We start from the raw sequence: 24,273 nt of genomic DNA, 5'->3' as shown, positions 1-24,273 counted from the left end.
CCCCTGGTGGGGCAACGTCCGGGCCAATGGACGAGAGCATGACCAAACTTAGCGGATCCGACAGCAAGAGCACCCTCTACTGCAGCTTTTGCGGCAAGTCCCAGCACGAGGTTCGCAAGCTTATTGCGGGCCCGACCGTGTTCATCTGCGATGAATGCGTCGAGCTGTGCAACGACATCATCCGCGAAGAGACCAAGGGTGGTATAGCCGGCAAGAAGGACGGCGGCGTCCCCACGCCGCAGGACATCTGCAACACGCTCAACGATTATGTGATCGGCCAGGACCGCGCCAAGCGCGTGCTCTCGGTGGCGGTGCACAACCACTACAAGCGCCTCAAGCACAGCGGCAAGGCGGGCGATGTCGAGCTGGCGAAATCCAACATCCTGCTCGTCGGCCCGACGGGCAGCGGCAAGACGCTGCTCGCTCAGACGCTGGCCCGCACGTTCGACGTGCCCTTCACGATGGCCGACGCGACGACGCTGACCGAAGCCGGCTACGTCGGTGAAGACGTCGAAAACATCATCCTCAAGCTGCTTCAGGCCAGCGACTACAATGTCGAAAAGGCTCAGCACGGCATCGTCTACATCGACGAGATAGACAAGATCACTCGCAAGGCGGAGAACCCGTCCATCACCCGCGACGTGTCGGGCGAAGGCGTGCAGCAAGCCCTGCTCAAGCTGATGGAAGGCACCACAGCCTCGGTGCCACCGCAGGGCGGCCGCAAGCATCCGCAGCAGGAATTCCTGCAGGTGGACACGACGAACATCCTGTTCATCTGCGGCGGTGCGTTCGCGGGCCTCGAAAAGATTATCGGCGATCGCTTGCAGAAGCGCTCGATCGGCTTCGGCGCTCATATTGCCGATCCGCAGCAGGCCCGCGTGGGCGAAATGCTGCAGAAGTGTGAGCCGGAAGATCTGCTCAAGTTCGGCCTGATTCCTGAATTCGTCGGCCGTCTTCCGGTCATCGCCACGCTGCACGACCTCGACGTCCCGGCGCTGGTGGAGATCCTCAAGGAGCCGAAGAACGCGCTGGTCAAGCAGTACCACAAGCTGTTCGAGCTTGAGGATGTGGACCTGACCTTCACCGACGACGCGCTCGAAGCGATCGCCAAGAAGGCGATCAAGCGCAAGACCGGCGCCCGCGGCCTGCGGTCGATCGTCGAGGCGATCCTGCTCGACACCATGTTCGACTTGCCGAGTATGGACGATGTGGTCGAAGTCGTCGTCGACAAGGACGTGGTCGAAGGCCGCAAGGAACCGGTTCGCGTGGTCTCCAGCGAAGGCAAGAAGAAGGAAGCGGCGGCCTAACGGCGGCCGCTCCCGCCAATTTCCTAACTGTTCGGTATTGGTGGCGAAGGCGTCCGCACGGGCGGCTTAGCCTTCGCCTGCCTTCCGGCGCTCGATCAGCTTCTCGAGGCGCGCGACACGCTCTGGGGGTAGCACCTCGAACTGGTTGTAGACCGTCTCGAACGCCGGGATGCCCTCCGGCAGCGCGACCCAGGGCATCCTGCTTTCGGTAAAAATCACCGCATCGGGCCGAAAAGCGCCGGGATCGTCCAAAGTGCCGACCCGCACGCCCGCGCCCAGTCTGCCCAGGCGAGGGTAGATGCTCCACAGCGCCGCCCCGCACTTTGCGCAGCGCTGGATCACGTGCTGGCCGCCGCTCCCTGCCGTCACCGCATGATCCTTGAGCTCGCCTTGCAGCAGTGTGACCCGCTCGGCTTCGAAGAAGGCGTTGACCACCGAAGTCGACCCGGTCTGCTGTTGGCACAGCCGGCAGTGGCAGTTGTTGACGAAGACCGGATCGCCTTCGACCTGATAGCGCACCTCGCCGCAGCCGCAGCCGCCCTCGCGCATCGTCTCACCCATGACCGTGTCCTCCCGAGCCATGCGCTTCGTGCAGGCTGCAATCGTGTTCGTGCCCCGTCTCCACCTGCACGGTGGCGTGGCCGATGTGGAAGCGGTGGTCGAGCTCGTGCGCGACGTCGTGCAGGAAGCCGTCTCCCGGTTGGCCGGCGGGCACGACGATGTGCGCGGTGAGCGCGGTCTCGGTGGTGCTCATGGGCCAGATGTGCAGATCGTGGACCGCAGCCACGCCGGGCAGCCCATCGAGGTAAGCCCGCACTTCGGCCTCGTCGATCGAGTCCGGTACCCCCAGCAATCCCATCTTCACGCTGTCCTTGAGCAGGCCCCAGGTGCCGCCGGCGATCACCGCGACGATGATCAAGCTGGTCACCGGATCCACCCAGTAAGCGCCGGTCAGCAGGATCACGACGCCCGCGACCACCACGCCGACCGAGACCAGCGCGTCCGCCGCCATGTGCAGGTAAGCCCCGCGAATGTTGATGTCGTGCTTGCGTCCCCTGGCGAACATCAGCGCGGTGGCGCCGTTGACGAGGATGCCGACACCGGCGACCGCGATCATCGTCCAACCCTGCACGGGTGCGGGATCGAAAAGCCGGTTCACCGTCTCGAACAGGATCGCCCCGACCGCTACCAGGAGCAATCCCGCATTGGCGAGCGCGGCCAGGATCGAGCTGGATTTATAACCGTATGTGAAGCGCCCGTTCGCCGGCAGCCCGCTCATATACGCAGCGCCCCACGCGATCAGCAGGCTGAGCACGTCCGACAGGTTGTGCCCGGCGTCCGCCACCAGCGCCATCGATCCCGACCACAGACCAAACCCCGCCTCGACCAGCACGAAGGCCGAGTTGAGCAGGATGCCCACGGCAAAGGCGCGGCCAAAGCCGGCAGGAGCCTGATCATGCCCGTGCGCATGTCCGTGGCTATGTGAATGTCCGGCGCCCATCGTGCTCAATCGTAGACGCAGGCGTCGAGGGCGTCACGCCGGACCGAACCGACGCGCGCCTGGATGGTGTTGCCGTAGCGGCGCGTGAAGCCGCTGGGGCTGACCACCGCGCGCTCCTTGGGCAAGGGCAGCGCGGCCGCCATGCGCGCCGCCTCCGCTTTGCTCAGCCGCGCGGCCGAGTGGTCGTAGTAGCGCTGGGCCCCGGCCTCGACCCCGTAAGTGCCGATGCCGGTTTCCGCGACATTGAGGTAGACCTCCATGATCCGCCGCTTGCCCCAGATCTGCTCGATCAGCAGCGTGAACCATGCCTCCAGCCCCTTGCGGAAATAACCGCCGCCTTGCCACAGGAACACGTTCTTGGCGGTCTGCTGGCTGATCGTGGAGCCACCCCTGATGCGCCCACCCTTGGCGTTGCGCTCGATCGCCTTCTCGATCGCCTCGCGGTCGAACCCGTCATGCTGGCAGAACTTGCCGTCCTCCGCCGCGATGACGGCGGCGACCATGTTGCGGTCGATGCGGCTGAGCGGGGTCCAGTCCTTGGTGATTCCGTTCTGGTCCATCAGCATGGTCGCGGTGACGGGTACCGGCAGGAACCGGAACAGGATGACGAGCAGGAAGCTGAGGCCGACAAACCAGATGAGGGCCCAGACAAGGAAGCGCAGGACACGGACCATGGCGCTCACCTAACCGCGCGGCGCGCCCTGCGCAATTCGGCAACTGCGCAAGCCCCCAATCCTCAGGATCCGCGACACCCTGCCTGTGTAACCTTTGCGCGCACACATTTCGGGGCTTTCAAAAGTGTCAACTTGCCCCCCAAAGCGTCAACCGAGCGTCCCGGGATAGCGCCCCACGACCATCCTCTCGAGCCGGGAGTTCAGGCGCAAAAGCGCGGAATTGTCAGGTGTCTGGGTCCATCCGACATAGCGCCCGCCATGCATGCGCGGCCGGATCAGGCCTTCATAGGCCAGGAACGCCAGGTCCCCGACTGTAACCTTCCGAACAGGCAATCCGAGCGCCGCATCCCACGCCGCAGCGAAGCTCTCCGCGCCCGGCATCTGGCGCAGCTTGTAAGCACTCTTGCGGCTCATGCCGACGCGCTCGCAAGCAGCGAGCACGGTGCCGGTTTCGGCCAGCAAGCCCAGGAAGGCGGCCTGTTTACCGCGCGTCCATCCGTCACGACGGCCACGCACCGGCACGGGATAGAAAGCAGGCACGCGACGGCGTGCGGGACGAGCGGGAGGTCTGGCTTGCGTCATCGAACAGCATAAGCCCGATTTTGGAACCTGTAGGAAAGCGTTTTCTTGCAAGCCCTTAGCGAACCCACCTGACGAACCGCACCACCGCTTCTTCGGCGATGACCATGACAGTCACAACGACCATGAGCGGGACCAGCCCGTCCATCGCACCTTCGAAGCGCACCTTGTCTCCGAAGACCAGATCGATGGCCTCGAGGATCACGAACTTGGACAGGACCAGCACCAACCACGCCGTGAAGACCCGCAAGACCTTCATCAGGGCGCCGCGCCTGGCGCTGAAGAACACTCCCAACTGATAGACGAGGGCGTTGGTCCCTTTCAGGAAAGCCTGCAGCAGGACAGCCGCGAGCAGCGACCAGCTGAACGAGGCGACGTGGACCTGGGCCCAGAACTCGTTGAACAAGTTCAGCACCACTAGATCGATGAGAACTGCGCAGAGGTAATGGACGATCAGCCGCTGGCGGTCAGTCGGAGGGTCCTGGGCGCTTGGCAGGAAACCATGGATCTTGCCTTGCATGGGGACCCCTTCCGCGAAGTCGGCCGAGCCTGCGCTTGGGCCGAGCCGACGTCAACGGACGTTGGCGAGGTTGGGACTAGCGGACAGTCGGCAAACGACCCTTTCCGGCCACGCGGCTAGCGGTAATGGACCAGCCCCAGAATTACCGCGGCGACACGCTCGAAATAGGGCGAGGCGACCACCGCTTCGTGCAGCGCGCCTTCGGCGACTATCCAACCCGCGCCGAGCAGCGACAAGGCGCCAATGCGACCGGTCGTGCGCCGTTCTTGCAGGAGGATCGCCGCCGCCATCGACCACAGCGTCAGGTAAAGCCAGAACGTCGGCACCGGATCGTCCAGCCCCAGCACATTGGCCCAGAAGCGGTTCACGCCGGGCGGGATGACCGGCAGCATGGCGAAGAGGATCATCCGGCGATGAACGTCTGGCCTCGTCCGGTTGCCGATCGCCAAGGCGAACATCAGGGCAAAGCCCAGGAAGGCGAGCAGCCCGAGGTAGAGCCCGTCGGTCCCGGCCGGTCTCCCAGCGGCATGACCGCGGCCCGAGGCGATCAGCTGCATCAGCAGGCCGATGAGGATGGTCGCGGTCCCTTGTGCGATGCCCCAGATGCCGAGCGCGCGGTGCAGCTTCGCATTGCCGGAGCACACCAGCGCCGACTGTACCAATAACAGCAGCATCCAGGCGACGAACACCATGCCGTGCAGATGCACTATCGGCGGCGCCGGCGGAAAATTGCCCTGGAGAGCGGGCAGGAAGGAGTGGAGCCCGAAGCCCGCGAAAACGAACAGGCACATCGCCAGCGTCATCCAGAAATAGAACGACGGCCGGAATCGGCTACCAACAGGCGTCAAAGTCGCGGCGGCGACGGATGCGGTCATGACCCTCCCCCAGTGCTCGCAGAATGACGCCCGCCTTCACGGACCGCAAGTCAGTTCCGAAGGTAGCAAGAACGGCCTCAGTGGCCGCGGTGATGGCGGCGCTGGCGCCGGCCAACCCAAAAATGATGCACCGCGTACGGTGCGGGCAGGTGCCACATTACGCAAGAGACCGCTTACGACCCATTGCGGACGTTCGAGTCTTAGCTACTCTCGCCTGACATGCGGAAATAGGAGCAGAGCGTGGCGGAGACACCCAGCATCGGCGCATTTGCAATCGTTCCCTGCAATCACTTGGAGTCCGCTGTCGCCTTCTGGGAGCGATTGGGCTTCGCTCGCACAGGCGGCGCCGACAACTACCCGATCATGACTGGGTGGGGCTGCGAAGTGCACCTTACCCAAGCGGGCGCCGACCCGTGGAGCGTCCCAGCGCACAACCCATTTGGCGTGTTTATACGGACGCCGCAGGTGGACGCCATTGCGGCCCGTGCGGACGATCTGATTATCCGGCCGGGCGGAGTGCTGCGACACAGAGAGTGGGGCCTCTATGAGGTCGGGATCGCGGGGCCCGATAGCCTCCTCGTTCGAGTTGGTTGGCCTTCGCACTTGGTGGGATCGGCGTAGTCCGCTTTCCCATGTCGGCCATCCCGAGGCGCAAAAGTCCATGTCGGCTCGCGCTCCAAAGCGGCCCGCATGCTTTCGACCCATCGCGGACATTGCGAGCCGGGCAACCATCGGGACTTGGTTAGGTCCTTCCATTTCGCGTTGTGCGCTTCGTTGTCGAAGTCAGCGGCGTCACTAGACCCCGCCCCTCGTAAAACCGCAGCGCGCGCGGCGTGAGTCCCGTCAGACGGGCGACTTCGGCGATGTCGAGCGAATCAGGCATGACGGCGTTATGCCAGCTGACGTAACGTCAGGCTCAAGCGGGAATTGAAGCGGGCATATTCATTGTGGCGACCATATCGCCTTGCCAGGACGTCCGACCCTGCGTGCGCTTTCGACCCATGTCGGTCGATCCGCCCTGAAAATCGTCAGGTCTGGGCTTTGACGTGATCTTCGAGTTTCCCCGTGACCGGGCGCACCGTCGAGACATTGCCGTTGGCGGCCTTCGTTTGCATCGTGCCGCCGGGTTGTCGCGGCCCGTCGGTAAAGCAATTCTCTTGCTCCTGGCCCTCGACGAGGAAGCAGGTTTTACCATCCTTCATGAAGATCGATCCGCCCGTGGCCTTACCGTCGGCAGCCACGCGCGAGAATGTCATGCCGGGATGAATCTCGATATAGTCGACTTCGCCGCCGGACCGCGTGATCTGGTAAGTACCCGGGGCGACGGCTTCAAAGCCCGGAGCGTCGCCTTCGAGAACGCTGGAGTTATCGGCCACTTCACCGGTTGCGGTGGCATCGACCTTGGCGGATTCCGCGTCGGCCTTGTTTAAACCGGTATCGGTCGAGTCGGTACGGGTCGGTTCGGTATTGTTGCAGGCCGAGAGCGCAAGCAGCGCGGCGAAGGCGATTGTCTTCCTCACATCAGGTCTCCCAGCGTCATTCACCAATGATAACCCTGAGCGGGAGGCGCAGTTCCGAGGCAGGCAGTTCAACCCATCTGCGCGGCAAACGCGGCCGTGGTGCCGGGCGGCCAAATCCACCTCGACGGCGATCCGCGCATGAGGCAAATTGCGGCATCCGCCGAAAGGGGATCAAACCATGCCGCAATTCGTGATCGAGCGGGAAATGCCGGGGGTGGGAAGCGCTTCGCCGAACGACCTCAAGGCCGCCTCGCAAACCAGTTGCAACGTGCTCAAGGAACTCGGGCCCGAAATCCAGTGGGTGCACAGCTACGTCACTGACGACAAGATCTACTGCATCTACCGCGCGCCCAGCGCAGAACTGATCCGCGAACACGCGGAGCGGGGCGGCTTCCCGGCCGACTCGATCAGCCAGGTGCGGACGGTGATCGACCCGACGACGGCGGAATAAAAAAATCCTCCCCAAGACGCTGAAGTCGAGGGGAGGATTAACCGTCGCTCAGTGCGACGGCGGGGGGTTCAGGCGGCCGCCAGCAGCTTTTCGCCGGCGATGCGCTGCATCGCCTTCTGAAGCTTCTCGAACGCGCGCACTTCGATCTGGCGAATGCGTTCGCGGCTGACGTCGTAGACCTGGCTCAATTCCTCAAGCGTCTGCGGATTGTCCGTCAGGCGCCGTTCGGTGAGAATGTGCTGCTCGCGCTCGTTGAGGCTTTCCATCGCCTCTGTGAGCATCTCGTGCCGCACCATCGCTTCTTCGGCGTCGGCGACGGTTTCGTCCTGCAATGGACGATCGTCGGTCAACCAGTCCTGCCACTGACCGGCGCCTTCCTCGTCCCCGCGCAGGCTGACGTTGAGCGACGCGTCGCCGCCCATCATCATCCGCCGGTTCATGTTGATCACTTCCTGCTCGGCCACGCCGAGATCGGTGGCGATCTTGGCGACATCGTCAGGATGAAGATCGCTGTCCTCGTAAGCTTCGAGGTTCTTCTTCATCCGGCGAAGGTTGAAGAACAGCTTCTTCTGGGCCGCGGTGGTGCCCATCTTCACGAGGCTCCAGGTGCGCAGGATGTATTCCTGGATCGAGGCCTTGATCCACCACATCGCGTAAGTGGCCAAGCGGAAGCCCCGATCGGGCTCGAACTTCTTGACGCCCTGCATCAGGCCAACGTTGCCCTCGGATATGAGGTCGCTGACAGGCAGGCCGTAACCGCGATAGCCCATGGCGATCTTGGCCACGAGTCGCAGGTGGCTCGTCACCAGTTGCGCTGCCGCTTCAGGATCCTGGTGTTCCGAATAGCGCTTGGCGAGCATGTATTCCTGCTCGGCCGTAAGCACGGGGAACTTCTTGATTTCCGCCAGGTAACGGTTGAGGCTCTGCTCACCGCCAAGCGCCGGGACGCTCGCTGACCGGGTGGTTCTTTTCTCGCTCACGTATTCCCTAGACCTTTCTCGTCGGCCGACTGTTCGCGAACCCCTGATGGGCATCCGCCGGGGAGCGGCCACGTACTTATCCCCCCTATAAACGAAAAAACTGGCGCAATGGCTCGCTTTTCATCGATTTCAATGACCGGTTTCGTCGATAAGTTCCTTCATGTCGGGTGGCAGATCGCTGGTGAAGCGCAGCCTGTCCGATGTTACGGGATGGACAAACCCGAGCACCGCCGCGTGCAGCGCCTGCCGCTTGAAGCCGAGTTGCTGGAGCACCGGCCGGACCTTGGAATTGGCTCGCCCATAAAGAGGATCCCCCAATAGCGCATGGCCGATTGACGCAAGGTGAACCCGAACCTGGTGGGTCCGACCGGTTTCGAGCCGGCATTCGATGAGGGCGCAACCGTCCATCTTCCGAAGTGTCTTATAATGCGTAACCGCGTGTTTTCCTCGCGAGGAATCCTTGGGCAGCACAGCCATTTTCTTGCGGTTCGCGTCCGACCTGCCGATCCGCTCGTCGACACGGCCGGATGGCGGGCTCGGATGGCCGTTGCAGACCGCGAGATAGGCGCGTTCGAGCGAATGGTCGGCGAACTGTCGGGCCAGCCCCTCGTGCGCCACGTCGGACTTGGCGACCACGAGCAGGCCCGAGGTATCCTTATCGATCCGATGCACGATGCCAGGGCGCGCCACGCCACCGATTCCGGAAAGCTGTCCCGCGCAGTGATGCAGCAGCGCGTTGACCAGAGTTCCGTCAGCGTTGCCGGCCGCCGGGTGGACGACCATGCCGGCCGGCTTGTCGACCACGATCAGGTGCTCATCCTCGTAGACGACGACGAGCGGAATCTCCTGCGCCGCAGCCGCGGCTTCGACCGGAGGTGGAAGCTCGATCGAGAACGCAGAGGCCGGAGCGCTCTTTGCTGACGGCTGGGAGGCCCGTGCACCGGCCACCGTGACCTTGCCTTCGGCCATCAGCGCCTTGACCCGTTCGCGCGACAGACCGCTGGCTTCGGCCAGCGCCTTGTCCAGCCGCTGTCCGCCCTCGAGGACGCCGGTTATGACTCTACCCTCCCCCATGATATGAAGATGGGAATGGCAGATTGGAGCGCAAGGGATACGGCATCGACGGGACTGCGAATTAGCAAGTCCGCGCTCGAAGCCATGAAAGCGCAGGCCTCGCGAGCCACGCCGGAGGAATGCTGCGGCCTCCTGTTTGGCGACGGCTCGGAAGTCGAAACGGCCGTACCGACGGCCAATGTCGCGACAGACCGCCTGCGCTTCTTCGAGATTGACCCCCAGGCGCTGGTGGACGCCTATCGAGCGGAGCGTTCGGGCGGGCCGCGCTTGTGCGGCTATTTCCACTCCCATCCCAACGGAACGGCAGTGCCATCGCCGACCGATCGTGCGCTCGCCAGCGCTGACGGGAAGGTCTGGGCCATCGTGGCCGGAGAAGAGGTGACCTTCTGGCGCGACCTCCCGTCCGGATTCATGCGGCTTTCCTATACGGTTAATGATCGCTAAGTCGCGTGGCGATGACTTCTTCAACCGACCTTGCGGCCCTGCTTTGCTCAAGGCTGTGCCACGACCTGCTCAGCCCGGTAGGGGCGCTCAGTAACGGGCTCGAACTTCTCGCTGACGAGAAGGACCCCGAGATGCGCAAGCGCTGCTTCGAACTGCTCGAACAGAGCGCCAAGATCAGCGCGGACAAGCTCAAGTTCTTCCGCCTTGCCTACGGCGCCGCCGGCGGCTTCGGGGAGGCCGTGCCGACGGAAGAGCCCCGCAGCCTGATCAGCGGCCTGGTGTCGGGCAATGAGCGTCTGCAGCTCGATTGGGCCGTCACCGACCTGACCTTGCCCAAGCCTGCAGTGAAGATCCTGCTCAACCTCTCGGCCATTGCGATAGACGCGCTTGTGCGCGGCGGCACGCTGGCCATTGGGGCCGAACAGCGCGAAGGCTCGACAGAGATCGCGGTTCGCGCGACCGGCCCGCGCGTCGCCTTCGACGCGAGCATCGGCAAGGCGCTCGACGGATCATTGCCCGAAAGCGAACTGTCCGGGCGGACCGCACCGGCTCACATGATCCGCCTGCTTGCAGAAGAGCGCGGCGGCGGGGTGCAATATGCCCTGAGTGGAGAGGCCCTGGTGATGGGCGCAGTGCTCCCCGGCAGCCTGGCCTGACCCTGGGCCCGGCCTGGTGAAGGACGAGCTTGTTCACCGCGATCAGCTCTCCCCCAACTGGGAAGAGCGGGCGCTCCCGGTATCGATGGTGGTGCTCCACTATACCGAGATGGAGTCTGCCGAAGCGTCCATCGCCCGTCTGACCGATCCCGAAGCCAAGGTCAGCGCGCATTACCTGATCGGGGAAGACGGAGAGGTCGTCCGCCTGGTGCCGGAGACTAAGCGCGCCTGGCATGCGGGCGCGAGCTATTGGCGCGGTATTCGCGACGTCAATTCGGCAAGCATCGGCATCGAGCTCCAGCATCCGGGCCACGCCCTGGGATACCGCGAGTTCGCCGAGGAACAGATCGAAGCGCTCGTACCGCTGCTCCACCGCATCGTGCGGGAATACAACATTCCCCGGGCCAACGTGGTCGCCCACTCCGACGTTGCTCCGGCGCGCAAAACCGATCCGGGCGAACTGTTCCCGTGGGACAGGCTGGCCGAATATCATTTGTGCCTGCCCCGCCCGGAAAAGCTCGAGCTAGGGGATCCCTTTCCCAACGACGGTTCGTTCTACCTCGCGCTCGAACGCTTCGGTTACGACATCACCGAGGGCCGCAAAACCGTCGAGGCGTTCCAGCGGCGCTGGCGGCCCGAGCGGATCGACGGGGAGATCGACGGAGAGGTCCGGGCAATCCTTTTCCAACTGCTCTTGGATCGCGACCGCGGATTGTCTAGGTAGGCCCCGCCAGGAGGCCGGGCAGCCGCGTCGAAGCGCAAGTTTCGCCGAGGAAAGTCCGGGCTCCACGAAACAAGGGTGGCGGGTAACGCCCGCCGGGCAAGGGGCTTCGGCCCCAAGTCCAGGGAAAGTGCCACAGAGAGTATACCGCCGATGGCCTCTAAAGGGCACAGGCAAGGGTGAAAGGGTGCGGCAAGAGCGCACCGGGCGACCGGTAACGGAAGCCGCATGGCAAACCCCACCCGGAGCAAGACCGCATAGGGGTCTCGAGCCGCAAGGCAGGGGAGTTTCGCCCCGAGAGACCCGGGTTGGTTGCTAGAGTGGCGGAGCAATCCGTCGCCGAGATGAATGGCTGCCACCGCGTGGCCGGTCCCTTCGGGGATACCGCGCGCGGGACAGAACCCGGCTTACAGGCCTCCTGGCGTTTCCCTTTGCCCCCCTCCCTTTGGAAGAAGGTTGGGTGAGGGTGAGTAAGAGCGATCTGAAGGACCTTCATGGTCCTGTGCGCCTGACGGCACTCCCCCTTTCCCAAGGGGCAATCCTGCTAAATCAGGCAGCGAGCGCGGTGGTAGAAATCGATCCCGCCTCGGTTTGCACCGCCTCGATGTAACGGCGCGCAGTCCCCTCGAGCACCAGCGCGGTCAGGCGGCCGCTCATGAACGCGCCAGTATCGATGCCGATACGGTTGCCGCAATCCTCGGGCGCTTCCGAGATCGTATGCCCATGGACGACCACTGCCCCATGCGAGTCGGTGTGGGACAGGAAGGGCTCGCGGATCCAGCGCAGGTCCTTGGTCCTTTGCTCGCCAATCGGCACGCGCGGGTCGATCCCCGCGTGGACGAACAGGTAATCGCCGATCGCGATCATGTCCTCGAAGCTCTTAAGGTAAGCGATGTCATCCGCTGGGACCGCTGCCGCCATGAGCGCCTGGGCTTCTTCGAGGCTAGCGGGCCAGAATTGCTCTTTATCGACGCCGAAGCTGAGCACAGTTTCCCGTCCACCATGCCGCAGGAAGTGCCGAAACGTCTCTACGTCCCTGAAGCTGCGCAGGAACATCTCTTCGTGATTGCCTTGAAGGATGCGCACCTTGCGCTTCGCCTGCCAGGCGCGGGCCAGGGCAATGACGCCTGCGCTGTCCGGACCGCGATCGACCAGGTCGCCAAGGAGGATGACAGTCGTGTCAGCCGGACCTGACGCGGCATCGTCCGCTTCGATGGCCGCGACCAAGGCTTCGAACAGATCCAGCCGGCCGTGAATGTCGCCCACAGCATAGACACGCTCGCCAGCGGGGATCGCCGCCGCGAGACGGCCTTCACCGGTGCGCTCTAGCATTCGTCGGATAGCTTGGAACATCGTGTTCGCTCAAAAACCTTGTTGGCGTCAGACACAACCCTGTTGCGCAAATCCAACCTGTCCGCAGGCTGAATGTGACGAAAAAACCACACAGGGATGCGGATAGCTATGAACCATGCGCAATTCCCTTGTGCGGTGCAACACGTCGGGGCAGGATTATTGCGCATTCACGGAAACGCTTCGCAACAAAAGAAAGCGGCCGGAATGTGCAGGTGGGACGAGGCAACAGTTATTCACCCAAGCAATAAGGGAACTGCCCATGCTTACGTCCGTCCGCAGCCTCACGGCTGCCACTCTCCTTGTTGGTACCGCGCTGGCCGCCACCCCGGCCCTTGCGCAGGATGCCGAGGAGAAAGCGAGCCCCATCACCGTTACCGGCAGCACCACTCTGGTGACCGATTACCGCTTCCGCGGCGTCGGCCTGTCGGGCGGTGACATCGCGATCCAGGGTGGCCTCACCCTGAACACCACCCCCGGCTTCTACGTCGGCACCTGGGCTTCCTCGCTTGAGGACAGCCCGGTTTACGGCGAAGTCGAACTCGACATCTTCGGCGGCTGGACCGGTGAAGTCACCGATGGCCTCGCGGCTGACGTCGGCGTCACGTACTACGCCTATCCCTCCAAGGACGCGGGCGCTGGTCCGTCGGACGTGTGGGAATTCTACGGCAAGCTTAAGCCGACTCTCGGCCCGGTCGGGCTGACCTTCGGCCTGTACTACTCGCCGGACCAGGATTCGCTCGGCGGCGGCGACAATCTCTATCTGTCGGCTGACGCAGGTGTCGGCATTCCGCAAACGCCGATCTCGTTCTCGGCGCACGTGGGATACACCGACGGTTTCCTGACCTTGACCGATAACGGCAAGGCTTGGGACTGGTCGGTTGGCGCTTCGGCGACCGTTCTCGGCGGCCTCAGCCTCGGCCTGAGCTACGTCGGTGTCGAAGGTTCGAAGATCAACGGCTCCATCGACGGCGTTACCGACGACACGGTCGTCGCCTCGCTGGGCTACGCTTTCTAAAGGCACACGACGGAATCGTCACGAGGAGGCCCGCGCCGGCAACGGCGCGGGCCTTTTCATTTAGCGCAGGTAGAAGTCGATCGTGGTGACCACGCGCACCCGCTTGTAAGGCGTGTCGGCCACGCCCCAGCCCCCACCATCGCCGTCGCGCCCGGTGATCTCGAAATAGCCTTGCGTGGCTTGTTTGATGCCGCCAACTCCGGTTGCGCTGTCCTTGGCAAACTGTTCCGCGGCCGATCGCGCATCCTTCGTCGCCGCGGCGACCATTTCCGGCTTGATGTCATTGAGCTTGGTGAAGGTGTAGGCCATGCCCGAGCCCTCCTCCAACAGCACGCCGCGACGAACCAGGTCGAACTGCCGCCGGACGGCTCGTTGGGCCCGGGCGATGTCGGTCGTGCGCAAGGTCATCCGCTGACGGACGGTGAAACGGGTCACGCCATCCTGCGTATAGCTCGAGACATTGACGCCGGTGGGCTGGAGGGCGTCATCGGGAAAGCCGAGCTCCTTGAAGAACGCCACGATCGCCGCCGTATCGCGGTCGACGCTGGCCTGGGCCGACGCCATGTCCTCGGCAGTGGCCGAATAGGCGATCGTCCAAGTTGCCAGGTCGGCCATCACGTCCCGTTCGGCCAGACCGCGGACAGTGACCGATCGATCGGCTTCTCGGGCCCGAGTGAGACCGTCACCCAGCAGGTATCCGCCAACGATCAGGCCTACGGCGAGGATGCCTGAGGCACCGAGGGCGACCTTCGTGAAAGGGGTATGCCAGAAACCGGTGGCGGATGGGGGTACCACTTGGCTATCGTCGGACATGAACGGTGCTCCCTGAACGGACTGCAACCCGGGTTGCTTGTGCTCTTGCGGCGATGAACCGTGCTTTAACTTAGACGAATGGAGTTTGTTCCCGATGACCAAGTACCTCCACAGCATGATCCGCGTCAGCGATCCCGACGCAACGGTCGGCTTCTTCAAGCTGCTCGGACTCGAGGAAACCCGCCGGATGGAGAGCGAGAAGGGCCGCTTCACGCTGATCTTCCTCGCGGGTCCGGGCCAGAAAGATGTCGCCGAGGTGGAGCTGACCTATAACTGGCCGCCCGAAGACGGCAGTCCGGCAGAAGAATACAGCGGCGGACGCAATTTCGGTCACCTCGCTTATCGCGTCGACAACATCTACGACACCTGCCAGCGACTCATGGACGCCGGCGTCACGATCAACCGTCCCCCGCGGGATGGACACATGGCTTTCGTCAAGACGCCCGACGGCATCTCTATCGAACTGCTGCAGGACGGCCATCTGGAGCCGCAGGAGCCCTGGGCGAGCATGGAGAACACAGGCAGCTGGTAAGCCGAAATCCTCCCTGTCGCGCAGCGATGGGGAGGTGGCAGTCACCGCATTCGGCCGAGGGAGGGACCCGTCGCGCTTGCGGCGGTTGGCTTCGCCGGGCCCTCTACCCTCCTCTTCGCGGATGGTTCCGTTCCCCAATGGCTCCGCCGGAGGGAGGATTTATTCCCGTTTCGCTTGCCAAGCGGCGCCCGGTTCGTCACCTGCACCTCATGGCAAAGGCCCCCCTCCCCCAGGTCGTGATCATTGGCCGGCCCAATGTCGGCAAGTCGACGCTGTTTAACCGGCTGGTCGGCAAGAAGCTGGCGCTGGTCGACGACCAGCCCGGCGTCACGCGCGATCGCCGTTTTGGCGAGGCGGGATTGCTCGGCCTCGAGTTCCAGGCGGTAGATACCGCCGGTTGGGAGGACGAGGAGCCGGACAGCCTCCCCGGCCGCATGCGCGCGCAAACCGAAGTCTCGCTCAAGGGTGCCGACGCCGCGCTGTTCGTTATTGACGCCCGCGCCGGCTTGACCCCGCTCGACGAAGAGATCGGCCGCTGGTTGCGGGAGCAGGAAGTACCGGTCGTCCTCATTGCCAACAAGGCCGAAGGCAACGCTGGGGAATCGGGCATCCTCGAATGCTATTCGCTAGGCCTGGGCCAGCCGGTTCCCGTCTCAGCCGAACACGGCGAAGGGATCGCCGATCTGTACGAAGCCCTGGTACCGCTGATCGCCGACAAGCAGCCGGTCGAAGACGAGTTCGAAGAAGACGAGGAAGGAGAGCCCGATCCCGACGCTCCGCTTCACCTCGCCATCGTCGGACGGCCGAATGCGGGCAAGTCGACGTTGATCAATCGCCTGCTCGGGGAGGACAGGCTGCTGACGGGCCCCGAAGCCGGCATCACTCGCGACTCGATCGCGGTCGACTGGCAATGGACCGACCCGCGCGACGGCAAGGTCCGCCCGATCAAGTTGGTCGACACTGCGGGAATGCGAAAGAAGGCCAAGGTCGACGACAAGCTGGAAAAGCTCGCCGTGGCCGACGCCCGACGCGCGGTCGATTTTGCCGAAGTCGTCGTGCTCCTGCTCGACGCCACGCGCGGTCTAGAAGTGCAGGACCTCAAGATCGCCAACCTGGTGCTCGAGGAAGGCCGCGCGCTGATGTTGGCGATCAACAAGTGGGACGTGGCAGAGAACGCCAGCAGCCTGTTCAACGGCGTGCGCTCCGCACTCGACGAAGGACTGGCGCAGCTCAAAGGCGTGCCGCTGCTGGCCGTCTCGGCCATGACCGGCAAGGGCCTAGACCAGATGCTCGGCGCCGCGTTCGATTTGCGTGAACAGTGGAGCCGGCGCGTCCCAACCGCCGCGCTCAACCGCTGGTTCGACCATGCGATGGATAGCAATCCGCCGCCTGCCCCAGGTGGCCGGCGAATCAAGCTCCGTTACATCACCCAGATCAAGACTCGCCCGCCGAGCTTCGTGGTGTTCGGCACCCGCCTGGATGATCTTCCGGCGAGCTACGAGCGCTATCTGGTCAATTCGATCCGCAAGGAGCTGGGTTTCGGCGCGGTACCCGTACGACTGACGATGCGCAGCCCGAAGAATCCGTTCTCGAAGGACTGATCGGATCACGTCGACACAGGTGGTCTCACCGCAGTTCTGAGGCGCAATATCGGCGCGAGCGCCGATACCGAGGTCAGGCTGCCGTCAGAAGCCGCTTCAGCTCGCCCATGTCGATGGGCTTGTGAATCACCGGTATCTGCGGGTCGCAGGATGCGAGCTTGCCCTTGGGATTGCCGGTCATGATCGCACCCCGCATCTGCGGCCAGCGGCCACGGACGGCCATGATCAGGCTCAAGCCATCCATTCCCGGCATGGAGAAATCGGTCAGCAGGAACTCGGCGGCCCCTTCATTCTGTAGCAAGGCCAGCGCGCGCTCGGCATTTTCGGCTTCCGACACGTTGAGTCCAAGATCGCGCAACTGCTCCGACACGACCATGCGCACTCCGTCGTCGTCGTCCACCACCAGCACCGAACCCACGAGATTCGTCCGCTCGTCACCCGTCGTTGCCGCGGCCGCGTTGCGCGCGTCGGATTTCGTCGCGGGAAAGGTCATCTGGACTTGCGTGCCAGTGCCCGTCTCGCTGACGATGCGGAACAATCCACCCGACTGTTCGACAAAGCCCGCGACCATCGACAGGCCAAGACCGGTGCCCTTGCCCGGCCCCTTGGTAGTGAAGAAGGGTTCGGTGACCCGTTCGATCAGTTCCGCGGGGATCCCGACTCCCTGATCGCACACGCTGATCCTGAGCCAATGGGGCGCCCCGTCTCGCGCCCGAAGTCCGTCCGGCCGTGCGACTTCCTCGATCTCGACGCTGATCTTGCCCCCATTCGTCATGGCATCGCGCGCGTTGATCAATAGGTTGACGAGGGCGAGCTCAAGTTGGCCCTCGTCGGCAAAGATTCGGAGTCCATTGGGATTTACCTCCCATTCGACGGACAGCGTTTCGCCGATCGCGTGGTCCACGAGACCGGAAACGATATCGCACAATTTCGCCGGTTCGATCGCAACAGGCGACAGTTCCTGCTTGCGCGCGAAGGCCATGAGACGGCGGACCAGTTCGACGCCATTCTCCGCCGCATGGCGCATGTGTTCGAAGATCCGCTGTTCGCGGATACCCAGCTCGACCCGGCCCTCGATCAGGCGCAGCCCACCGAGAACGGCGGCCAGCAGGTTGTTGAAATCGTGCGCGACCCCGCCGGTCAGCTGGCCGAGCGCTTCGGTCTTGCGCAACTGGACGAGCTGCTGCTCCAGTTCGCGTTGGGCGCTGACGTCGATCAGCGTGCCGACCCACACGCCGTCGTCGCCACCGGGTCTGACACGCTGGTCGATGACATGGATCACCGACCCGTCGCTGCGGGACCAACGGTACTGGGAGACGGACGTCCCCGTTTCCGGCTCTGCAGGGTCACCGTTCACAATGCGGTCTTCCCAGCGCAGCTCTCCGGAAAGCAGCGAGTCGGCATCAGCGCCGGCGAACTTGGCGATATCGCCGCCCACAAAGCGACGCAGGGGCCTGCCATCCTCATCTACGCTGGCTTCGTACACCGCCAGCGGCAGGGCCTCGAGGATCAGGGCCTGTTGCAACCTCGTCTGCTGCAGCTCCCGTTCGTAGACCAGCCGTTCGGCCTCTGCCCGGAGCGTAGCTTCACGCAACTCCTGCTCCGCCAACGCACGCGTCGCGACTTGCTGGCGGAGCTGGAACAGGTCGACGAACACCGCGACCTTCGACTTGAGTACGATGGGATCGACCGGCTTGAAGACGTAATCGACCGCGCCCATCGCGTAGCCGCGCATCAGGTGCTCGGTCTCCTTGTTGACTGCCGACAGGAAGATGATCGGAATCCGTGCCGTCTGTGCTCGCTTTCGGATCAGCGACGCGGTCTCGTACCCGTCCATCTCGGGCATGAACACGTCGAGAAGGATGACGGCGAAATCGCCCTTCAACAGCTCTCGTAAAGCGAGCCGTCCGGAGGTCGCGGTGATTACGTCGGCAATCGGTTCGAGGACCTCGGACAGAGCGAGCAGGTTGCGCTCGTCATCATCCACCAGCAGAATACGGGCGCGCGGCATAGCCTCCGGAGCGGGCGCGCCGGCGCGCTTCAGATTTGAACCCGCTTTTTTCACGCAACGTCCTCGACGACGATAGGAGAGGGCGTAGCGGTGCCGACCTCCGCCCGCCCGATCCAGACCCGCAGGAGGGCAAGCAGGAGGTCGATGTCGACCGGCTTTGAAATATAGTCCGACGCGCCGGCATCGAGACACTTCTGCCTGTCGCCTTTCATCGCCTTGGCGGTTACCGAGATCAGCGGAATGCCCGCCAGTGCGGGGTTGGTCCGTATGCGCCGCATGGTCTCGTAACCGTCCATTTCCGGCATCATGATGTCGATCAACGCGACATCGATATCGGGGTTGGCTTCGAGCAGGGCGATGCCTTCCTGGCCGCGCTCCGCGTGCAGCACTTCCGCGCCCTGAGCTTCGAGCACGCTCGCCAGCGAGTAGATGTTGCGGATGTCATCGTCGACGATGAGCAGCCGCTTGCCTGCAAGGGCCGTCCCCTCCGGCGGAGCCAGCGTTTCCTCTCGTTGGCGCTTTGTGCTTTTGCTCCGGCGGCGCTTCGGGCCGGACTCGAACGACTGGGCAATAGCGCCGAAGAGCGCGACCAGTTCTTCGCGATCGGCGGGCTTCTGGATCACCGTTGCTGCCCCCAACTTGAGCGCGTGCGACGCCTGGTCCGCACCTGAGATGACATGGACCGGAATGTCGCTCGAGTCCGGGTCGTGCCGCAGCAGGTCGAGCAACACGAAGCCGTCGATATCGCTGAGGCCGAGATCGAGCGTGATCGCGCTCGGCCGCATCTTGCGCACCATCGCGAGAGTCCCCGATCCCGCCGTGGAGACGACCGCCTTGAGCGGTCCCTCATGGACGATATCAAGCAGCACGCGAGCGAACGTCGGATCATCCTCGACGATCAGGACGAAGGGCTGACCCTGCAGCTCATCCCGGTCGTCGGCAATCGTGTCGCGCGCGGCAGGGGAGGTTTCGTCGTCGGCGGCGCCAGTTGTCGGCAAGGCCAGTGCCGGCGCGATCCCGGGCGACCTCAACGGGACATAGAGCGTAAACGTCGATCCCTTGCCAACTGTCGAACGGACGTGAATTTCACCGCCCAGGAGGCTGGCAATCTCGCGGCTGATCGAAAGCCCCAGGCCCGTACCGCCGTACTTGCGGCTGGTGGTACCGTCGGCTTGCTGGAAGGCTTCGAAGATCAGCTTCTGCTTGTCTTCGGGAATACCGATGCCGGTATCGCTGACCGCGATCTCGATCGCCTCTTCGACATCGCCGAGGATCGGATGAGACCTGTTCCACCCCTCGCGAGCCTTGCGCACCGACAGGGTGACCCGGCCGTTCGAAGTGAACTTGAAAGCGTTCGAGAGCATGTTGAGTGCGATCTGCTGCAGCCGCTGCTCGTCGGTCCGGATCGTCGCCGGGAGGTCCTCGGCAAAGTCGACCTCGAACTCCAGCTGCTTCTCTGAGGCAAGCTGCCGAAACGTCCGTTCGAGGTGCTGGCGCAGGCGAGCGAGCGACATGTCGCCGATCTCGATCGCGACGGTGCCGGACTCCACCTTCGACAAGTCGAGGATGTCGTTGATCAGAGTGAGCAGGTCGGTGCCGGCCGAATGGATCGTCCGGGCGAACTCGGTCTGCTTCTCGTTCAGATTGCCCTGCTGATTGTCGGCCAGCATCTTCGAGAGGATCAGCAGCGAGTTGAGCGGAGTGCGCAGTTCGTGGCTCATGTTGGCCAGGAACTCCGACTTGTACTTCGAGGTCAGGGCCAGCTGCTCGGCCTTCTCCTCGACGGCGCGGCGGGCCATTTCGATCTCGAAGTTCTTGGCTTCTACCTGGCGCTTCTCGTTCTCGAGGAGCTGGGCCTTTTCCTGCAGTTCCTCGTTCGTGGCGTGGAGTTCTTCCTGCTTGCGGGTCAGCTCGGTTTGCCGCGATTGCAGCTCCTGCGTCAGGAGCTGCGATTCCTTGAGCAGCTCTTCCGTGCGCATGGTTGCCGCGATCGTGTTGAGCACGATGCCGACCGTCTCCATGAGCTGGTTGAGGAAGGTGTGGTGGGTCTCGTTGAATTCCTCGAACGAGGCGAGTTCGATGACGGCCTTGACCTCGTCCTCGAACAGCGCCGGCAGGATATTGATGTTCGCCGGAGCAGCGGCGCCAAGGCCCGAGCCGATCTTGATGAAGTCCCCTGGGACCTTGTTGAGCCGCATCGGCCGCTTGTCGGCCGCCGCCTGTCCGATCAGGCCCTCGCGCAGTTCGAACGACTTCTTGAGCTCGTCGCGGCGGTCGGCCCCGTAGGTGGCGACCAGGTCCAGCGTGGGACCATCTTCGTTCTCGTTGGCCACGTAGAACACGCCGTACTGGGCGTTAACCAGCGGGGCGAGCTCGCTCATGATCAGGCTGGAAATCGTGGTCAGGTCGCGCTCGCCTTGCAGCATGCGGCTGAAGCGCGCGAGGTTGGTCTTGAGCCAGTCCTGCTCGGCGTTCTTCAAGGTCTGGTCCTTGAGGTTGCCGATCATCTCGTTGATGTTGTCCTTGAGCGCGGCCATCTCGCCCGAAGCCTCGACCGAGATCGAGCGCGTGAGGTCGCCCTTGGTCACCGCGGTGGCGACGTCGGCGATCGAGCGCACCTGATTGGTCAGGTTCGCCGCGAGCTGGTTCACGTTGTCGGTGAGATCGCGCCACAGGCCGGCGGCGCCCGGAACGCGCGCCTGGCCGCCAAGCCGGCCTTCGACGCCCACTTCGCGTGCCATGTTGGTGACCTGATCGCCGAAGGTCGAAAGCGTCTCGATCATGCCGTTGATGGTTTCGGCCAGCGCCGCGATCTCGCCCTTCGCGTCGAAGGTCAGCTTGCGCTTGAGGTTGCCCTGGGCAACCGCGGTCACGACGTCGGCGATGCCGCGCACCTGGTTGGTCAGGTTGGTCGCCATGAAGTTCACGTTATCCGTGAGGTCCTTCCAGGTGCCGCCGACCCCCGGCACTTGCGCCTGACCGCCGAGCTTGCCTTCCGAGCCCACCTCGCGCGCCACGCGAGTCACTTCCGAAGCGAACGAGTTCAGCTGGTCCACCATGGTGTTGATGGTGTTCTTGAGCTCGAGAATTTCGCCCTTCACGTCGACGGTGATCTTCTTAGACAAGTCGCCCTTGGCCACCGCCGTCGTCACTTCGGCGATGTTGCGCACCTGGCCGGTCAGGTTGTCCGCCATCAGGTTCACGTTGTCGGTCAGGTCGGCCCAGGTCCCGGCGACGCCGCGCACGTGCGCCTGCCCGCCCAGCTTGCCCTCGGTGCCGACCTCGCGCGCCACGCGAGTCACTTCGGAGGCGAACGAGTTGAGCTGATCCACCATGGTGTTGATGGTGTTCTTGAGCTCGAGAATTTCACCCTTCACGTCGACGGTGATCTTCTTCGACAAGTCACCGAGCGCCACCGCCGTCGTCACTTCGGCGATGTTGCGCACCTGACCTGTGAGGTTGGCCGCCATGGCGTTCACGTTGTCCGTGAGATCCTTCCAGGTCCCGCCGACGCCGGGCACCTGTGCCTGCCCGCCGAGCTTCCCCTCGGTGCCGACCTCGCGCGCCACGCGGGTCACTTCTGAAGCAAACGAATTCAACTGGTCCACCATGGTGTTGATGGTGTTCTTCAGTTCGAGAATCTCGCCCTTCACGTCGACGGTGATCTTCTTGGAGAGGTCACCCAGTGCCACCGCGGTCGTCACCTCGGCGATGTTGCGCACCTGGCCGGTGAGGTTGCCCGCCATGGCGTTCACATTGTCCGTGAGGTCCTTCCAGGTCCCGCCGACGCCTTCCACTTGCGCCTGACCGCCTAGCCGTCCTTCGGTACCGACCTCGCGCGCCACACGGGTCACTTCGGAAGCGAACGAGTTGAGCTGGTCCACCATCGTGTTGATAGTGATCTTGAGCTCGAGGATTTCGCCCTTCACGTCGACCGTGATCTTCTTCGACAAGTCGCCGCGCGCCACGGCGGTGGTCACCTCGGCGATGTTGCGGACCTGGCCGGTCAGGTTGCCCGCCATGGCGTTCACGTTGTCCGTCAGGTCCTTCCAGGTCCCGCCGACGCCTTCGACTTGCGCCTGCCCGCCCAGCCGGCCTTCGGTGCCGACCTCACGCGCCACACGCGTCACTTCCGAAGCGAACGAATTGAGCTGGTCCACCATGGTATTGATGGTGTCCTTGAGCTCAAGGATTTCGCCCCGCACCTCGACGGTGATCTTCTTGGACAAGTCACCCCGCGCCACGGCGGTGGTAACCTCGGCGATGTTGCGCACCTGGCCGGTCAGGTTCGCCGCCATCGAGTTGACGTTCTCTGTCAGGTCGGCCCAGGTCCCGGCAACCCCCGGCACTCTGGCCTGGCCGCCCAGGTTGCCCTCGGTGCCGACCTCACGCGCGACGCGGGTCACTTCCGAGGCGAAGCCGTTGAGCTGGTCCACCATGGTGTTGATGGTGTTCTTGAGCTCGAGAATCTCACCCTTTACGTCGACGGTGATCTTCTTGGACAAGTCGCCGCTCGCCACCGCCGTCGTCACCTCGGCGATGTTGCGGACCTGACCGGTCAGGTTTGCCGCCATCGAGTTGACGTTCTCTGTCAGGTCGGCCCAGGTCCCGGCAACCCCCGGCACTCGGGCCTGGCCGCCCAGCTTGCCCTCGGTACCCACTTCGCGCGCCACGCGGGTCACTTCGGAAGCGAAGCCGTTCAACTGATCCACCATGGTGTTGATGGTGTTCTTGAGCTCGAGAATTTCTCCCTTCACGTCGACGGTGATCTTCTTGGACAAGTCGCCGCTCGCCACCGCCGTCGTCACCTCGGCGATGTTACGCACCTGACCGGTCAGGTTCGCCGCCATCAGGTTGACGTTGTCGGTCAGGTCCTTCCAGGTACCGGCGACACCGCGCACCCTTGCCTGCCCGCCGAGCTTGCCCTCGGTACCCACCTCACGCGCCACGCGTGTCACCTCGGAGGTGAAGTTGGCCAACTGGTCGACCATGGTGTTCACGACCTTGCCGATGCGCAGGAACTCGCCCTTGAGCGGCCGCCCGTCGACCTCCGTCGCCATGGTCTGCGAAAGGTCGCCCTTCGCCACGCCGCCGATCACACGGGCCACTTCGATCGTCGGCTGCGCCATGTCGTCGATCAGCTCGTTGATGGAGCGGAGCTTGGTCTCCCAGCCGCCGGTCGCACCGTGAACCTTGGCGCGCTGGCCGATCTTGCCTTCTTTGCCCACGATCCGCGATACGCGTTCGAACTCGCCGGTCATCTGCTGGGTGAGCGACACGACCTCGTTGAACAGTGTGGCGATCTCTATGTCGGGATCGCCCTCTTCCTCAGGGAGTCGGACAGAAAAATCGCCGCGTCTAAAGCGGCGAAGAGCGACGATGAGTTCACGCCGGTTGCGCGAGAATTCCATAGGCTGAGTTTGCTTATTCACGTGCCCCCCGCGAGAATGCCGGATGCGCGAAACACGCCCCCAACGGCGACAAAACGGGAATCCCACTTCGAGTTCCCGGACGCGATGCGAAAGATCGTCGACTTTGATTTAAGTTAGAACGGTTTTGCGAAGTACTTTGCGCAACCGTGCCGCCTAACATGCGGATTAAAGTGGATTATCCGCCAATTCGTAGCTGGATTCCCGCGGTCAAGAC

22 protein-coding genes and 1 other RNA gene are annotated in these 24,273 nt (G+C 63.7%); 9 read left to right on the top strand and 14 right to left on the bottom strand.

Features of this window, described 5'->3' with window-relative positions; genetic code table 11:
* Positions 1 to 38 precede the first annotated feature (38 nt).
* Positions 39 to 1,307 carry an ATP-dependent Clp protease ATP-binding subunit ClpX gene (gene clpX, locus KK137_RS01015; protein ID WP_214534091.1) on the top strand — a complete coding sequence of 423 codons (1,269 nt, stop codon included), beginning with the start codon at positions 39 to 41 and terminating at the stop codon, positions 1,305 to 1,307.
* 66 nt (positions 1,308 to 1,373) lie between these two features.
* Here clpX and KK137_RS01010 read toward each other — a convergent pair whose 3' ends face one another.
* The 8 genes from KK137_RS01010 to KK137_RS00975 form a co-directional block, all read right to left on the bottom strand.
* Positions 1,374 to 1,889, bottom strand: a complete 516-nt coding sequence (locus KK137_RS01010) for a GFA family protein (protein WP_250893535.1) — start codon at positions 1,887 to 1,889, stop codon at positions 1,374 to 1,376.
* Positions 1,861 to 2,808, bottom strand: coding sequence for a cation diffusion facilitator family transporter (locus KK137_RS01005; RefSeq protein ID WP_214535868.1), 948 nt, complete (start codon positions 2,806 to 2,808; stop codon positions 1,861 to 1,863). The genes KK137_RS01010 and KK137_RS01005 overlap by 29 nt, the downstream gene beginning before the upstream one ends.
* A 5-nt stretch (positions 2,809 to 2,813) precedes the next feature.
* Positions 2,814 to 3,482, bottom strand: coding sequence for a monofunctional biosynthetic peptidoglycan transglycosylase (gene mtgA, locus KK137_RS01000; RefSeq protein ID WP_214534089.1), 669 nt, complete (start codon positions 3,480 to 3,482; stop codon positions 2,814 to 2,816).
* A gap of 147 nt (positions 3,483 to 3,629) precedes the next feature.
* The gene (locus tag KK137_RS00995; RefSeq protein ID WP_214534087.1) at positions 3,630 to 4,064 is read right to left on the bottom strand and encodes a hypothetical protein; all 435 of its coding nucleotides are present in this window, start codon (positions 4,062 to 4,064) and stop codon (positions 3,630 to 3,632) included.
* Between the two features lie 55 nt (positions 4,065 to 4,119).
* On the bottom strand, positions 4,120 to 4,581 hold the full coding sequence (locus KK137_RS00990) for a hypothetical protein (RefSeq protein WP_214534085.1): 462 nt from the start codon (positions 4,579 to 4,581) through the stop codon (positions 4,120 to 4,122).
* A 116-nt stretch (positions 4,582 to 4,697) separates the two neighbouring features.
* On the bottom strand, positions 4,698 to 5,456 hold the full coding sequence (locus KK137_RS00985; protein WP_214534083.1) for a hypothetical protein: 759 nt from the start codon (positions 5,454 to 5,456) through the stop codon (positions 4,698 to 4,700).
* A gap of 742 nt (positions 5,457 to 6,198) precedes the next feature.
* The gene (locus tag KK137_RS00980) at positions 6,199 to 6,339 is read right to left on the bottom strand and encodes a MerR family transcriptional regulator (protein WP_250893534.1); all 141 of its coding nucleotides are present in this window, start codon (positions 6,337 to 6,339) and stop codon (positions 6,199 to 6,201) included.
* Positions 6,340 to 6,484: 145 nt separating this feature from the next.
* Positions 6,485 to 6,976 carry a hypothetical protein gene (locus tag KK137_RS00975; protein WP_214534082.1) on the bottom strand — a complete coding sequence of 164 codons (492 nt, stop codon included), beginning with the start codon at positions 6,974 to 6,976 and terminating at the stop codon, positions 6,485 to 6,487.
* Positions 6,977 to 7,154: 178 nt separating this feature from the next.
* On the opposite strand from KK137_RS00975, the gene KK137_RS00970 reads away from it, so the two are divergent.
* Complete coding sequence (locus tag KK137_RS00970) at positions 7,155 to 7,427, top strand: DUF4242 domain-containing protein (protein ID WP_214534080.1); 273 nt, start codon at positions 7,155 to 7,157, stop codon at positions 7,425 to 7,427.
* Between the two features lie 68 nt (positions 7,428 to 7,495).
* Here the strand turns inward: KK137_RS00970 and rpoH are convergent, their stop codons facing one another.
* Together rpoH and KK137_RS00960 are read right to left on the bottom strand one after the other, a co-directional pair.
* Positions 7,496 to 8,461 (bottom strand): RNA polymerase sigma factor RpoH, encoded by a 966-nt coding sequence (rpoH, locus tag KK137_RS00965; RefSeq protein ID WP_275950685.1) that lies wholly within the window; start codon positions 8,459 to 8,461, stop codon positions 7,496 to 7,498.
* Positions 8,462 to 8,536: 75 nt separating this feature from the next.
* Positions 8,537 to 9,481, bottom strand: coding sequence for an RluA family pseudouridine synthase (locus KK137_RS00960; protein WP_214534076.1), 945 nt, complete (start codon positions 9,479 to 9,481; stop codon positions 8,537 to 8,539).
* Positions 9,482 to 9,496: 15 nt separating this feature from the next.
* Here KK137_RS00960 and KK137_RS00955 point away from each other — a divergent pair, with 15 nt between their 5' ends.
* From KK137_RS00955 to rnpB, 4 genes are all read left to right on the top strand, one after another.
* Positions 9,497 to 9,925 (top strand): M67 family metallopeptidase, encoded by a 429-nt coding sequence (locus KK137_RS00955; protein ID WP_214534074.1) that lies wholly within the window; start codon positions 9,497 to 9,499, stop codon positions 9,923 to 9,925.
* An 11-nt stretch (positions 9,926 to 9,936) separates the two neighbouring features.
* Positions 9,937 to 10,581, top strand: a complete 645-nt coding sequence (locus KK137_RS00950; protein ID WP_214534071.1) for a histidine phosphotransferase family protein — start codon at positions 9,937 to 9,939, stop codon at positions 10,579 to 10,581.
* A gap of 16 nt (positions 10,582 to 10,597) precedes the next feature.
* Positions 10,598 to 11,305 carry an N-acetylmuramoyl-L-alanine amidase gene (locus KK137_RS00945; RefSeq protein ID WP_338027901.1) on the top strand — a complete coding sequence of 236 codons (708 nt, stop codon included), beginning with the start codon at positions 10,598 to 10,600 and terminating at the stop codon, positions 11,303 to 11,305.
* A gap of 6 nt (positions 11,306 to 11,311) precedes the next feature.
* Positions 11,312 to 11,728: RNase P RNA component class A (rnpB, locus tag KK137_RS00940), an RNA gene on the top strand.
* Between the two features lie 123 nt (positions 11,729 to 11,851).
* On the opposite strand, the gene KK137_RS00935 is transcribed toward rnpB, so the two are convergent.
* Positions 11,852 to 12,634, bottom strand: a complete 783-nt coding sequence (locus KK137_RS00935; protein ID WP_250893533.1) for a metallophosphoesterase family protein — start codon at positions 12,632 to 12,634, stop codon at positions 11,852 to 11,854.
* 280 nt (positions 12,635 to 12,914) lie between these two features.
* Between KK137_RS00935 and KK137_RS00930 the strand changes: the two genes are divergently transcribed.
* The gene (locus KK137_RS00930) at positions 12,915 to 13,670 is read left to right on the top strand and encodes a TorF family putative porin (protein WP_214534067.1); all 756 of its coding nucleotides are present in this window, start codon (positions 12,915 to 12,917) and stop codon (positions 13,668 to 13,670) included.
* Positions 13,671 to 13,730: 60 nt separating this feature from the next.
* Here the strand turns inward: KK137_RS00930 and KK137_RS00925 are convergent, their stop codons facing one another.
* A complete protein-coding gene (locus tag KK137_RS00925) occupies positions 13,731 to 14,483 on the bottom strand; it encodes an SIMPL domain-containing protein (RefSeq protein ID WP_214534065.1) in 753 nt (250 codons plus the stop codon).
* Positions 14,484 to 14,577: 94 nt separating this feature from the next.
* Between KK137_RS00925 and KK137_RS00920 the strand changes: the two genes are divergently transcribed.
* Positions 14,578 to 15,015, top strand: coding sequence for a VOC family protein (locus KK137_RS00920; protein ID WP_214534063.1), 438 nt, complete (start codon positions 14,578 to 14,580; stop codon positions 15,013 to 15,015).
* Positions 15,016 to 15,224: 209 nt separating this feature from the next.
* On the top strand, positions 15,225 to 16,616 hold the full coding sequence (gene der / locus KK137_RS00915; RefSeq protein WP_214534061.1) for a ribosome biogenesis GTPase Der: 1,392 nt from the start codon (positions 15,225 to 15,227) through the stop codon (positions 16,614 to 16,616).
* Between the two features lie 73 nt (positions 16,617 to 16,689).
* Here the strand turns inward: der and KK137_RS00910 are convergent, their stop codons facing one another.
* On the bottom strand, positions 16,690 to 18,627 hold the full coding sequence (locus KK137_RS00910; RefSeq protein WP_214534059.1) for a response regulator: 1,938 nt from the start codon (positions 18,625 to 18,627) through the stop codon (positions 16,690 to 16,692).
* A gap of 50 nt (positions 18,628 to 18,677) precedes the next feature.
* A complete protein-coding gene (locus KK137_RS00905; RefSeq protein ID WP_214534057.1) occupies positions 18,678 to 24,038 on the bottom strand; it encodes a HAMP domain-containing protein in 5,361 nt (1,786 codons plus the stop codon).
* Positions 24,039 to 24,273 lie beyond the last annotated feature (235 nt).

It is taken from the genome of Croceibacterium selenioxidans (assembly GCF_018599195.1).
Classification (GTDB): domain Bacteria; phylum Pseudomonadota; class Alphaproteobacteria; order Sphingomonadales; family Sphingomonadaceae; genus Croceibacterium_A; species Croceibacterium_A selenioxidans.
The sequence above is the reverse complement of the archived record's forward strand: the minus strand, read 5'-3'. Positions and strand labels throughout refer to the sequence as shown.